The sequence below is a fragment of the Mycoplana sp. MJR14 genome (genome assembly GCF_029210525.1).
Classification (GTDB): Bacteria; Pseudomonadota; Alphaproteobacteria; order Rhizobiales; family Rhizobiaceae; genus Mycoplana.
Genome location: NZ_JARGEO010000007.1, coordinates 16,008 through 28,330, shown reverse-complemented (window position 1 = coordinate 28,330; position 12,323 = coordinate 16,008). Strand labels below are relative to the sequence as shown.

12 protein-coding genes are annotated in these 12,323 nt (G+C 65.5%); 3 read left to right on the top strand and 9 right to left on the bottom strand.

The annotated features are described in order from the left end of the window. Positions 1–66 precede the first annotated feature (66 nt). From pheT to infC, 5 genes are all read right to left on the bottom strand, one after another. A complete protein-coding gene (gene pheT / locus P0086_RS16875) occupies positions 67–2,493 on the bottom strand; it encodes a phenylalanine--tRNA ligase subunit beta (protein ID WP_275787612.1) in 2,427 nt (808 codons plus the stop codon). 25 nt (positions 2,494–2,518) lie between these two features. Then, positions 2,519–3,604 carry a phenylalanine--tRNA ligase subunit alpha gene (gene pheS / locus P0086_RS16870; RefSeq protein ID WP_112594649.1) on the bottom strand — a complete coding sequence of 362 codons (1,086 nt, stop codon included), beginning with the start codon at positions 3,602–3,604 and terminating at the stop codon, positions 2,519–2,521. A gap of 95 nt (positions 3,605–3,699) precedes the next feature. After that, on the bottom strand, positions 3,700–4,104 hold the full coding sequence (gene rplT, locus P0086_RS16865; RefSeq protein WP_112594651.1) for a 50S ribosomal protein L20: 405 nt from the start codon (positions 4,102–4,104) through the stop codon (positions 3,700–3,702). A gap of 39 nt (positions 4,105–4,143) precedes the next feature. Next, positions 4,144–4,347, bottom strand: coding sequence for a 50S ribosomal protein L35 (gene rpmI, locus P0086_RS16860; protein WP_077962740.1), 204 nt, complete (start codon positions 4,345–4,347; stop codon positions 4,144–4,146). A gap of 210 nt (positions 4,348–4,557) precedes the next feature. After that, positions 4,558–5,094 carry a translation initiation factor IF-3 gene (infC, locus tag P0086_RS16855; RefSeq protein WP_112594721.1) on the bottom strand — a complete coding sequence of 179 codons (537 nt, stop codon included), beginning with the start codon at positions 5,092–5,094 and terminating at the stop codon, positions 4,558–4,560. Positions 5,095–5,371: 277 nt separating this feature from the next. Here infC and P0086_RS16850 point away from each other — a divergent pair, with 277 nt between their 5' ends. Beyond that, positions 5,372–6,157, top strand: a complete 786-nt coding sequence (locus tag P0086_RS16850) for an alpha/beta hydrolase (protein ID WP_275787978.1) — start codon at positions 5,372–5,374, stop codon at positions 6,155–6,157. Positions 6,158–6,267: 110 nt separating this feature from the next. Next, complete coding sequence (locus P0086_RS16845; RefSeq protein ID WP_112594655.1) at positions 6,268–6,885, top strand: transglutaminase-like cysteine peptidase; 618 nt, start codon at positions 6,268–6,270, stop codon at positions 6,883–6,885. Between the two features lie 51 nt (positions 6,886–6,936). On the opposite strand, the gene mbfA is transcribed toward P0086_RS16845, so the two are convergent. The 4 genes from mbfA to ybaK form a co-directional block, all read right to left on the bottom strand. Beyond that, complete coding sequence (gene mbfA, locus P0086_RS16840) at positions 6,937–7,920, bottom strand: iron exporter MbfA (protein ID WP_275787603.1); 984 nt, start codon at positions 7,918–7,920, stop codon at positions 6,937–6,939. A gap of 138 nt (positions 7,921–8,058) precedes the next feature. Further along, positions 8,059–8,847: a pyrroline-5-carboxylate reductase dimerization domain-containing protein gene (locus P0086_RS16835; RefSeq protein ID WP_275787600.1), complete on the bottom strand. Its 789-nt coding sequence runs from the start codon at positions 8,845–8,847 to the stop codon at positions 8,059–8,061. 7 nt (positions 8,848–8,854) lie between these two features. Further along, on the bottom strand, positions 8,855–10,111 hold the full coding sequence (locus P0086_RS16830) for an aminopeptidase (protein WP_275787597.1): 1,257 nt from the start codon (positions 10,109–10,111) through the stop codon (positions 8,855–8,857). A 132-nt stretch (positions 10,112–10,243) separates the two neighbouring features. Continuing rightward, positions 10,244–10,717: a Cys-tRNA(Pro) deacylase gene (ybaK, locus tag P0086_RS16825; RefSeq protein ID WP_275787593.1), complete on the bottom strand. Its 474-nt coding sequence runs from the start codon at positions 10,715–10,717 to the stop codon at positions 10,244–10,246. Positions 10,718–10,979: 262 nt separating this feature from the next. Between ybaK and P0086_RS16820 the strand changes: the two genes are divergently transcribed. Then, entirely contained in the window at positions 10,980–12,323 is a 1,344-nt protein-coding gene (locus tag P0086_RS16820) for a glycosyltransferase family A protein (RefSeq protein WP_162715085.1), read from the top strand.

The window sequence follows — 12,323 nt, the reverse complement described above, 5'->3', positions numbered from 1 at the left end:
GAGGCCATCGAAGCGGCCGGCGGATCCCTCGCCCGTCATTCCGTTACGTTTCCATTCGTCACCCGATCAGGCGCGAAGGACACCGCCCGTCGCCTTGGCGACGCTTGCGACGATCTTGGCGGTCAGCGCCTCGAAGTCCTCGTCCGTCAGCGTCTTGTCGGACGGCTGGATGACCACTTCGATCGCAACCGACTTCCTGCCTTCGCCGACGGAGGCCCCCTCGAACACGTCGAAGACGGTCACGGCCGTAACCAGCTTGCGGTCGGCGCCGGCGGCAGCGCGCACGATGGCGCCTGCTTCCACCGTCTTGTCGACCACGAAGGCGAAGTCGCGCTTCACCGCCTGGAAGGGCGACAGTTCCAGCGCCGGCTTGGTGCGCGTCGCCTTCTTCTTCGGCTCGGGCATGGCGTCGATGAAGATCTCGAAGCCGGCGAGGGCGCCGGAGACGTCGAGGGCGGCCAGCGTCTTCGGATGGAACTCGCCGAAATGGCCGAGCACGATCTTCGGACCCATCTTGATGGTGCCGGAGCGACCGGGATGGTACCAGTCCGGGCCGCCCGGCTCGATCTGGACATTGGCCATCGGCAGGCCGCAGGCCTCGATTACCGCGAGCGCATCGGCCTTGGCGTCGAAAACGTCGACCGGCTTGCCGCCACCCTTGGCCGGATTCGACCAGAGGCGCCCGGCCCCGGACAGCGAGGCCGTTGCGCGGCGGATACCGCCGGCCACGCGACGCTGGCCTTCCGGCCGGTCGTTCTCGTAGGTGCCCGAGACCTCGAAGATCGCGACGTCGCCGAAGCCCCTGTCGGCATTGCGCTGCGCCGCCGTCAGGAGGCCCGGCAGCAGCGAGGGCCGCATGTCGGACATGTCGGCCGCGATCGGGTTCGACAGCGCCAGTTCCGGCGCGCCGCCACCGAAAAGCTCGGCCTGCGCCTTCGGAATGAAGGACCAGGTGACGGCCTCCATCATGCCGCGAGCGGCCAGTGCGCGCTTGGCGAGGCGCGAACGGATCTGCAGCGTCGTCAGGATCTTGCCGTTGACGCTTGCGTGGTTTTCGAGCGGCGCCGCATGAATGTTGTCGACGCCATGAATGCGCATCACCTCCTCGACGAGGTCGGCCTTGCCGTCGACATCCGGACGCCAGGACGGGACCGATACCGAGAGCCGTTCACCCGAGCCGGAAACGCCAAAGCCGAGCTTCGTCAGGATCGCGCGGCTCTCCTCTGAAGAGACTTCGAGGCCCGTCAGGCGCCTGACCTCGGAGACCGGGAAATCGACGACCTTCGGCTCGTAGCCCCGGTAGCCGACGACGTCGGCCTTCGCCGCGACACCGCCGCACAGCTCGAGCACGAGTTCGGTCGTGCGCTCGAGGCCGGGCGTCATGTACTCCGGATCGACGCCGCGCTCGAAGCGGTAGCGGGCATCGGTGATGATGCCGAGCGTGCGGCCGGTGCGCGCGATGTTCATCGGGTCCCAGAGCGCGGACTCGATCAGGACGTCGGTGGTGGACTCGTCGCAGCCCGAATGCTCGCCACCCATGACGCCGCCGATGGACTCCAGGCCGCTGTCGTCGGCGATGACGACATTGGCGGGGGACAGCTTGTACTCGCGCTGGTCGAGCGCCAGGATGCTCTCGCCCTCCTTCGCCCGGCGGACGACGAGATCGCCCTTGACCTTGGCCGCGTCGAAGACGTGCATCGGCCGGCCCTGGTCGAAGGTCATGTAGTTGGTGATGTCCACCAGCGCATTGATCGGGCGCAGGCCGATCGCGATCAGCCGCTGCTGCATCCAGCGCGGGCTGGGGCCGTTCTTCACGCCGCGTACGAGCCGGAGCGCGAAGCCCGGGCAGAGATGGGCATCCTCGCCCAGATCGAGCTTCACCTTCACCGGCGTCTCGCCCTCGACCTTGAACGACGGCGAAACGGGGTGCTTCAGGGTGCCGAGGCCGGAGGCTGCGAGATCGCGGGCGATGCCGAAGACGCTGGTGCAATCCGGGCGGTTGGGCGTCAGGTTGATCTCGATGACCGGATCGTCGAGGCCGGCATAGGCGGCGAAGCTCGTGCCGACCGGCGCATCGGCCGGCAGGTCGATGATGCCGTCGTGGTTGTCCGACATCTCGAGTTCCTTCTCCGAGCACATCATGCCGCGGCTCTCGACGCCGCGGATATTGCCGACGGAAAGGGTCACGTCGATGCCGGGAACGTAGGTGCCGGGCGATGCGAAGGCGCCGACGAGGCCTGCGCGCGCGTTCGGCGCGCCGCAGACGACCTGAACCGGTGCACCGGCGCCGGTGTCGACCATCAGCACGCGCAGCTTGTCGGCGTTCGGGTGCTGCTCGGCGGAGACGACCTTGGCGATCACGAAGGGGCGGAACGAGGCCTTGTCGTCGACGTCCTCGACCTCGAGCCCGATCGCGGTCAGGCGTTTGCAGATCTGTTCCAGCGTCGCATCCGTATCCAGATGCTCTTTCAGCCAGGAGAGTGTGAATTTCATCGTTTCTGATCCTTACGCGCGCGACTTAAGCACTGAGGCCGCCGAACAGGGTCGGGACGTCGAGCGGGCGGAAGCCGTAGTGGTTCATCCAGCGGACATCGGCGTTGAAGAAGTCGCGCAGGTCCGGCATGCCGTATTTCAGCATGGCGATGCGGTCCAGCCCCATGCCCCAGGCGAAGCCCTGGTACTCGTCCGGGTCCAGCCCGCCAGCGCGCAGCACGTTCGGGTGCACCATGCCGCAGCCGAGGATCTCCATCCAGTCGGTGCCTTCGCCGAACTTGACGATCGGTCCCGACGAGCGGTCGCACTGGATGTCGACCTCGAAGGAGGGCTCGGTGAAGGGGAAGAAGGACGGGCGGAAACGCATGGTGACGCCGTCGACCTCGAAGAAGGCCTTGCAGAACTCTTCCAGCACCCAGCGCATGTTGGCGACGTTCGCGGTCTTGTCGACCACGAGGCCTTCCACCTGGTGGAACATCGGTGAGTGGGTCGCATCCGAATCCTGCCGGTAGGTCTTGCCGGGGATGATGATGCGGATCGGCGGCTTCTGCGCCTCCATGGTGCGGACCTGCACCGGCGAGGTGTGGGTGCGCAGCACCTTGCGCTCGCCGTTTGCATCCGGCGGGAAGAAGAAGGTGTCGTGCATCTCGCGCGCCGGATGGCCCTCGGGGAAGTTCAGCGCGGTGAAATTGTAGTAGTCGGTCTCGATGTCCGGACCTTCGGCGATCGAAAAGCCCATGTCGGCGAAGATGGCGGTGATCTCGTCGATGATCTGGCTGATCGGATGGATGCGACCGCGCTCGGCCGGCGAGGACCGCACCGGGAGGCTGACGTCGACGGTCTCGGCCGCAAGCCTTGCGGCGATCGCGGCGTCGCGCAGTTCGCTCTTGCGGGCGGTGATCGCCTCCGTCAGCTCGTTCTTCAGCGCGTTGATCGCCGCGCCGCGCGTCTGGCGCTCTTCCGGGGTCATCGTGCCCAGCGTCTTCAAGAGCTCGGAGACGGAGCCCTTCTTGCCGAGCGCGTTGACACGCACGGCCTCGATGGCCGCTTCATCGCCGGCGGCCCCGACGTCCGCCAACAGGGTCTGTTTCAGGGAATCAAGATCGGACATCGTTTCAAATCCATTGGGCCCAAAGAAAAACCCGCGCCAGCCCTGCCAGCGCGGGTTTCCCAATTCTAGATACAAAGGCTTGGGAAGCGCTGGTCTTAACGAACCGCGCTTTCAAACTCGTTCTTCGTGCCGGCGTCCTTGAGGTAGGCGAGCGCCTTCTTGGAAGCTTCGACGAGGGCGCCGAAGGCTGCCGGCTCGTGGATCGCCATGTCTGAGAGAACCTTGCGGTCGACTTCGATGCCGGCCTTGTTCAGGCCGTCGATGAAGCGGCCGTAGGTCAGGCCGAATTCGCGGACGGCAGCGTTGATGCGCTGGATCCACAGAGCGCGGAAATTGCGCTTGTTCACCTTGCGGTCGCGATAGGCGTACTGCTTGGAACGGTCAACCGCAGCCTTGGCGGCGCGGATGGTGTTCTTGCGGCGGCCGTAAAAGCCCTTGGCTGCCTTGAGGGTCTTCTTGTGCTTGGCGTGGGCGGTAACGCCGCGTTTTACACGTGCCATGTCATGATCTCCTTAACGTATCCAAATAGCCCGAAAGTCTCAGAGACCGTTCGGCAGGTAGTTCTTGACGACCTTCTTGCCGTCGGGCTCGGCGAGAACCATGGTTCCACGCGCGTCGCGAATGAACTTGTTGGTACGCTTGATCATGCCGTGGCGCTTGCCGGCGGCGGCAGCACGGACCTTGCCGGTCGCGGTGATCTTGAACCGCTTCTTGGCAGACGATTTCGTCTTCATCTTGGGCATTTTGCTACTCCATTCTTCTTGGTTTCGAGACGGCTGACGAGGCCCGTCTCCAGCGTAAAGAACGGCCACGGCATGCCCTGCCGGACCGTTCGGACGGGGGCTTGTAACCGAAGTCCCCCGAAAGCGCAACCGGATTCCTGAAAACCGGGCGGTTGCGCCGGAAAAGCAAAAAGCCGCCCGGGGGGCGGCTCATGCGTCTCGTCGCGCGCCTCAGCGGGGCGCCAGCACCATCATCATCTGGCGGCCTTCGAGCTTCGGCTCGGCCTCGACCTTGGCGATCGTCTGCGTGTCTTCCTTGACCTGCAGCAGAAGCTTCATGCCGAGTTCCTGGTGCGCCATTTCGCGCCCGCGGAACTTGAGCGTCACCTTGACCTTGTCGCCGTCTTCGAAGAACCGGTTCATCGCCTTCATCTTCACGTCGTAGTCGTGCGTGTCGATGTTCGGGCGCATCTTGATTTCCTTGATCTCGACGATCTTCTGCTTCTTGCGCGCTTCGGCCGCCTTCTTCTGGTTGGCGTATTTCAGCTTGCCGAGGTCGAGGATCTTGCACACCGGCGGATCGGTGTTCGGGGAAATCTCCACGAGATCGAGGCCGGCGTCTTCCGCCATGCGAAGGGCCTGATCGGTGGGAACGATGCCGTGGTTCACGCCTTCGGCATCGATGAGCTGAACCCGGGGAATCCGGATTTCTCGGTTTGAGCGCGGGCCGTCCTTGACCGGGGCGTCCGCTTTGAAGGGTCTGCGAATGGTCGTATTCTCCTCGAATAGTTTCGGATAGGCATTCCAATTTTTCGGGGCAATTTTCACCGCCGCATCGCGCGGGTGCGCTGCTTGCGGGCAATGTGTCGATCGCCGAGGCGAAGTCAATACCACGTCGCGCGGAAAAAATCACCACCTGTGCCGCCCCGTGCGAAATCGTGTAAATCGGAGCCACAGAGGCGGTCGAGGCAGGTGTGGCAAGCTGTCGCCGCCATCATTTCAGGAGCATTTCATGACCTCAGGGGACACCACCGAAACGAGCGGCATGCTGGCCGTCGGCACAGGCAACGACCAGCGCGCGATCGCCATGCGCCTTCTCGCCGAACGGGAGGGCAATGGCCATCCGCATCTCGTCTGGCTCGGCGGCTACCGTTCGGACATGACCGGCACGAAGGCCGAGGAGCTCGCGCGCCTTGCCGCCGACCTCGGCACCGGCTGCGTCCGGTTCGACTATTCCGGCCACGGCGCCTCCGGCGGCGCCTTCGTGGACGGCACGATCTCGCGCTGGCTGGAGGAGGCGCTCGCCGTCGTCGGCCACGCCCGCAAACAGATCGGAATGCGGCGGATGATCCTGGTCGGCTCGTCGATGGGCGGCTGGCTCGCGCTGCGGCTGACGCAGGAGCTGCGCCAGGGCGGACAGGGCTCCGACATCGCCGGCATGGTCCTGATCGCGCCGGCGCCGGACTTCACCAGCGAACTGATCGAGCCGAACCTGACGGATGCCGAACGCCATTCGCTCTCCGAGCGCGGCTATTTCGAAGAGCCGACGCCCTATGGCCCCGACCCCAACGTCTATACCCTGAAGCTGATCGAGGACGGACGCCGAAACCGGGTGCTGAACGGGGTGATCGACACCGGCTGCCCGATCCATGTGCTGCAGGGCATGGAGGATCCGGACGTGCCCTACACGCACGCCATCCGGCTGATGGAACACCTCGCCTGCGACGACGCCGTGCTCACCCTGATCCGCGACGGCGACCATCGCCTGTCGCGTCCGGAGGACATCGAAAAGCTGAAGGAGGCGGTTTCCCACCTTGTGAATGCTGCATAATGGTCACGCGACGCGGCGCATTTTAACCATGTTGTCGCATTGCGAATTATCGTGATTGACGAGCGGGCCCCTAAAAATTTAACGTTTTGTTAACGATTGAGGGGACACCCATGGCGCGAATGATTGGTGCTAAGGCTATTTTTGTGGCATTTTCAGCCCTGTTCATTTCCTCTTCCGTCGCCATGACGGCCCCCGCATCGTCCCTTTCGATGCGCACGGGTAGCGTGACCTCGCAGCCGATCGGGCACTACGAGTTCTGCCGGTCCAACCCTTCGGAATGCAAGACATCGCAGCGCGATCCCGGTGCGGCGAAGGTCACGACGTTCGGCTGGTCGGTCGTCCGGGACATCAATGCCGAGGTCAATCGTGACGTCAGCCCGATGACCGACAAGGACCTCTACGGCCGGGACGAGTACTGGTCCTATCCGGAAGCCGCCGGCGACTGCGAGGACTTCGTCCTGCTGAAGCGCCGCAAGCTGATGGAACACGGCTTCGATCCCGCCGACCTGCTGATCACCGTCGTGCGCAAGCCCGACGGAGAAGGACACGCGGTCCTGACGATCCGCTCGACGGACGGCGACTTCGTCCTCGACAATCTCGACGACGGCGTGAAGCTGTGGACCGAAACCCCCTATCGCTACCTGAAGCGCCAGGCGTCCTTCAATCCGGGCCGCTGGGTCTCGATCGAGAACGGCGATGCAGTCATGGTGTCGTCGGTCGGAAAATAACCGGAGCGTCCCGGCACCGGTTTCGGAAGCGGCTGTATTCAGCCGCTTTTTTCATGCGTTCCCGATCAGCACGCCGCAGGCAAACACCAGTCCGCCGCCGAGAACCACCTGGAAGGCGGCGCGCAGGAACGGCGTCTCCATGAAACGGTTCTGGATGAAGGCGATCGCCCACAGCTCGACGAAGACGACGGCGACGGCGATCGCGGTGGCGACGACGAAATTCGGGATCAGGTAGGGCAGCGCGTGGCCGAGGCCGCCGATGGCGGTCATGATGCCGGACGACAGGCCGCGCCTGACCGGCGAGCCGCGCCCGGAGATCTTACCATCGTCGTGGGCGGCTTCCGTGAAACCCATGGAGATCCCTGCGCCTATGGAGGCGGAAAGCCCGACGAGGAAGGTCTGCCAGGTATCCTGAGTGGCGAAGGCGGCGGCGAAGATCGGGGCGAGGGTGGACACGGATCCGTCCATCAGCCCGGCAAGGCCCGGCTGCACATAGGTCAGGATGAACTGCCGGCGCCCCGCCGCGTCCTCCTCGGCGATCGCCGCGCGGTTCTCCTCCCCCTCGCCCATCCGCCGCGCCTTGCCCTCGTGCGATTTCTCCGCAATGGCGAGGTCGCCGAGAAGCCTGCGCGTCGATGCATCCGTCGTTCGTGCCGCCGCCGCGAGATAGAAGCGATGCGCGGCCTCCTCCATCGCCTCTGCCTGGGCGCGGGCGGCTTGCGCCGACATGTTGGCGATCAGCCAGTCCGGCTTTCGCTCCGGAAAGTCGCGGACGAATTCGCGGCGGACCAGGGGAATCCGGTCGCCGAAGCGGCGGACATGCATGTCGATCAGCATGCGGCGATGCCCGTTCTCCTCCCGCGCCATCTCCTCGAACATGCCTGCCGTATGCGGGGAACTCTCACGCAGCGCGTCGGCATAGGCGAGATAGATGCGACCGTCGTCCTCTTCGGACGAGATGGCGAGGGCGAGAATTTCCTGTTCACTGAGCGATTCCAGGGTGCGCTTGGCGCTACGGAAGAGGCGGGAAAACATGTCTGAACCTATTTTTAGAATTATTCTAAAAATAGAAGCCGGGATGCAGGACGTCAACCGTTTGCGTCAACTCGCCGCGCTGCAAGGATCAGGTTCGGAAGATGCGACCGGGCCGGAGCGGGGCGGTCCGACCGGATGCTAGAGCAGCCCCTCTTCGGCGCGCCGGCGGGCGGCCGAAAGCCCACGGAAGATCGGCGAGGCGATGTCGGCCTCGATCATCGCCGACAGGCCGGCCGCGGTCGTGCCGCGGTATTCAAGGAAGATGTCGACCAAATCGGACGGCGGCGTCTCGGACTGCGCCATCAGCACGCCGGCGCCGAGAAAGAGCTGGCGCACCGCGGCATCGGCCGTCTCCGGATCGAGCCCGGCACCGATCGCATGGCGGATCATCGCGTCGGCAAAGAGGGCGGGGAAGGCCGGTCCGGAACCGGTCAGCGCCGTGAAATAGTCGAGCTGCGCCTCTTCGGTGATGCCGTGCGCCTGACCCGAGGCCGAAAAGAAACGGAAAACGAAATCCGCATCCGCGTCGGTGACGCGGTCGGTCGCAAACCAGGGCGTGAACGACAGCCGATATTCGGCGCAGGCATTGGGCATGGCGCGCACGATGCGGGCGGCACCGAACCGCGCGGCAAGATCCGCCGCGCTGACGCCGGCCACCACGGAAACGAGCAGCCGGTCTGTCAGATCGACGTCGATCTCGTCCAGGTCCTGCGGGCGCACGCACAGGACGACGATATCGGCACGCGCCACCAGCGCCTCGTTGTCGTTCGTCGTGACGATCTCCGGCCAGTCCTCGAAACCGGCGATTTCGCCGGACCTCGAGGACAGGATCAACTGGCGCGGCCGGATGACGCCGTCTTCCAGCGCAGGGGTCAGCAACGCGCCTGCAAGCCAGCCTCCGCCGCCGATGACCCCGATCGTCGCCACGCCCGCCTCAGGCCCATTCGCCGGCGCGCATCACCGGGATGCGGCTGCCGTCGGCACGGATCCCGTCGATATCGATCTCTCCCGAGCCGATCATCCAGTCGATGTGGATTAAGCTCGAATTGCCCCCCTGTGCCGCGATCTGGTCGGCGGAAAGGCTGGCGCCGTCGAGGAAGCATTTCGAGTAGCACTGGCCGAGCGCGATGTGGCAGGCGGCGTTCTCGTCGAAGAGGGTGTTGTAGAACAACAGCCCGCTCGCCGAGATCGGCGAGGAATGGGGAACGAGCGCGACCTCGCCGAGCCGGCGCGCGCCCTCGTCCGTGTCGAGCACCTTGTTCAGCACCGCTTCGCCCCTGGAGGCATGCGCCTCGACGATGCGGCCGCCCTCGAAGCGAACGCGGATGTCGTCGATCAGCGTGCCCTGATGCGACAGCGGCTTGGTGCTCGACGCGTGGCCCTCGACGCGCAAGGCATGCGGCGTCGTGAACACTTCCTCGGTCGGGATGTTCGGATTGCAGGTGATGCCGTTCTTCGCCGTCGAGGCGCCGCCATGCCACTCGTGCCCGTCGGCGAGCCCGACCGTCAGGTCGGTGCCCGGCCCCCTGAAATGCAGGGCGGCGAAGCGCTCGCCGTTCAGCCAGCGCGAGCGGCTGTGCAGGTTGGCATTGTGCGCCTTCCAGGCGCCGACCGGATCGTCGCGATCGACGCGCGATGCCGCGAAGATCGCATTGGCCAGCTTCTCCACCGCCACGTCCTCCGCATCGTCCGGAAACACCTGCCTCGCCCAGGACGGATTGGGATAGGAGACGATGTTCCAGTTGATGTCGAAGTTGGCGATCTTTTCGAGCGCGGGCTTGTAGGCGATCGAATTCGCCTTGTTGGCGCGGGCGACCTTGGCCGGATCCTCGCCGGAAAGAAGCATCGGATTGTCGCCGGCGATCGCAAGCCTGGCGGCGCCGGCGGCATAGGCCTTCGCCATGCCCTCGTAGAGCCAGTCGGTGGCCCGGTCGAAGCTCTCGTCGGGGGCATGGCGATAGCGGGCAAGCGTGGCATCCTCATCGGCATAGAAGGTGCTGACGAGGCCGGCGCCGGCCATGTAGGCGTGCTTGGTGATCAGGCGGACCAGCGGAAGTGCCGCGATCGGCGCCGTCATCACGAGATCCTGGCCCCTCTGCAATTGCAGGCCGACCCTGACGGCCACTTCGGCGAGCCTATCGAGCTTGACGGGATCGACGGGCGTGGTTGCTGTACGAAGCGGTGCGTTCATCGCTCTACCCTGCTGTCTTCGATTGCGTTGCCTTCTACTTAGGACGGAATGGCGGAAAACAGAAGATCGACGACGACAGGCGGAGGCAAATAAGTCGCCCGCCTTCCTGCCTGCTCGCCCTGTCTCAGCCTCTCAGGCGACGACGGAAGCGCCCACGGCGGAAAGCGCCTTGCGGGCGTCCTCCGGGGAAAGGCGGACCTGCAGGCCCCGCTGCCCGCCATTGATGTAGACGCGTTCATGCCCGAGTGCGGTCTCCTCGATCGCCGTCGGAACCGCCTTGCGCTGCCCGAACGGGCTGATGCCGCCGACATGATATCCCGTCAGGCGCTCGGCGTCGGCCGGCTTCATCATGCTCGCCGACTTGCCCCCGAAGGCCGCGGCAAGCTTCTTCATGCTGACCTCGCAGTTGGACGGCACGACGACGCAGACGGGCTTGCCGTCCACCTCCGCCATCAGCGTCTTCAGCACGCGGTCCGGCACCTCGCCCAGCGCCTCGGCCGCCTGCAGGCCGACCTTCTCGGCGGAGGGGTCGTAGCCGTAGGTATGGACCGTGAAGGGAACGCCCGCCTTTTGCAGAGCCTGGGTGGCGCGAGTGGTCTTGGACATGGCTTGGCCGTCGGGATAGGTCGCTTGATGATGGACGATCGGTGCCGCATCGCCACGATCCTTGTCAACAGGGGATGCAACCAGCCCTGCTACTTGGAATTGCGAAATGCCAGGCGGGGCCTTTTTCCTGCGGGATCGGACCGGAGCACGGGCGCCGGCGACCTTGCCATGCCACAAAGTATTGGTTACTGCGGAATTTCTTCGATCGGCCGAAACCCGTACTGGTTGTTCTCCTTCGGGAATTTCGGCAAGCGGGTGGATCGTGCTGCAATTCCGTCGACTTCAATTTCACTATCTCCTGTCCACCAACCGGTTTGCGGAAGCGCTCGCACTGTCGCAGGCGGATCCGGAGGCGACCCGCGCGGGCCGCGCCTGGGCCTACTATCGCCTCGGCTGCTACAGGTCGGCGAGCGCGCTGCTGCGCCAGCCGCGCTCGGGGCGGGAGGCGCTGGCGCTCGGCATCTCGCTCGTCGCCTCGGGCGAGAACGAGGCGGGGATCGCTTTGCTGCGCAAGGCGCAGGAAGGCGGACAGTTCAGCGGAAGGCAGCTTGCGGCCGCGGTGGAAGCCGTCGCGCCCTACAGCCTGGACACGGCGGTCGACTTCTGTCGCGCCGGCGCCCCGGTCAGCACCGGCCTGCGGATCGCCCTGCTTCTGGCCGGAGGGCAGCAGCAGGAGGCGCTGAGCGAGGCAAGGGCCGCCATCGGACGCGGCGAGGGCAAGCGCGAGCCGGACCTGCACCTGCTGCTCGCCAATGCCACGGGCGACGAAAGTGCGGCTCTGGCGCTCGCGAACGATTTCCTTGCCGCCCACGGGCTGTCGCCGGTCGCCCTGCTCGATCCGCAGCGGCCGATCTCGGCCTCGAACCTGGCAAGCCGCGTCGCCGCCGGCAGCATCCGCGGACCGCTGGTGACGGTGACGATGCCGGCCTACAACACCGCAGAGCGGATCGGCCGCTCGATCGAATCCCTGCTGGCCCAGACCTACCGGGACATCGAGGTGCTCGTCGCCGACGACGCCAGCACCGACGACACGGTTGCGGTCGTTGCGGCACTGGCCGCGCGCGACGACCGCGTCCGTCTGATCCGGCGCGACCAGAACGGCGGTCCCTATCCGGCGCGCAACCTGGCGCTCGCCAATGCGCGGGGCGTCTTCGTGACCTGCCAGGATTCCGACGACTGGGCGCATCCGGAAAAGATCGCCCGCCAGGTCAAGCCGCTCCTGAAGGACAAGGGGCTGTTCTTCACGCTGTCCAACTGGGTCCGCGTCGACGACCACGGCCAGTTCTATGCCCGGCAGATCTATCCGCTGACACGCCTCAACCCCGCCTCGCCGCTGTTCCGGCGCGAGGAGGCACTTGCGCGCGCCGGCTACTATGAGGATGTCCGCACGGGCGCCGACAGCGAGTATATCGCGCGGTTGAAGCTCGTCTTCGGATGGCGGGGATGGCGACGGCTGCGCCAGCCGCTATCCTTCGGCGCCCATCGGCCGGGATCGCTGATGACCGATGCCGATACCGGCATCGCACGCGGAAAGGTCAATCGCGAGCGCCTCGACTACTGGGAGGAATGGACCGCCCGGCACATCGGGCGGTTTGCGCGCAAGTAG

Coding starts and splice junctions, on each gene's coding strand:
- pheT (WP_275787612.1), bottom strand. CDS start 2,493: ATGAAATTCACACTCTCCTGGCTGAAAGAGCATCTGGATACGGATGCG.
- pheS (WP_112594649.1), bottom strand. CDS start 3,604: ATGTCCGATCTTGATTCCCTGAAACAGACCCTGTTGGCGGACGTCGGG.
- rplT (WP_112594651.1), bottom strand. CDS start 4,104: ATGGCACGTGTAAAACGCGGCGTTACCGCCCACGCCAAGCACAAGAAG.
- rpmI (WP_077962740.1), bottom strand. CDS start 4,347: ATGCCCAAGATGAAGACGAAATCGTCTGCCAAGAAGCGGTTCAAGATC.
- P0086_RS16850 (WP_275787978.1), top strand. CDS start 5,372: ATGCTGGCCGTCGGCACAGGCAACGACCAGCGCGCGATCGCCATGCGC.
- P0086_RS16845 (WP_112594655.1), top strand. CDS start 6,268: ATGGCGCGAATGATTGGTGCTAAGGCTATTTTTGTGGCATTTTCAGCC.
- mbfA (WP_275787603.1), bottom strand. CDS start 7,920: ATGTTTTCCCGCCTCTTCCGTAGCGCCAAGCGCACCCTGGAATCGCTC.
- P0086_RS16830 (WP_275787597.1), bottom strand. CDS start 10,111: ATGAACGCACCGCTTCGTACAGCAACCACGCCCGTCGATCCCGTCAAG.
- ybaK (WP_275787593.1), bottom strand. CDS start 10,717: ATGTCCAAGACCACTCGCGCCACCCAGGCTCTGCAAAAGGCGGGCGTT.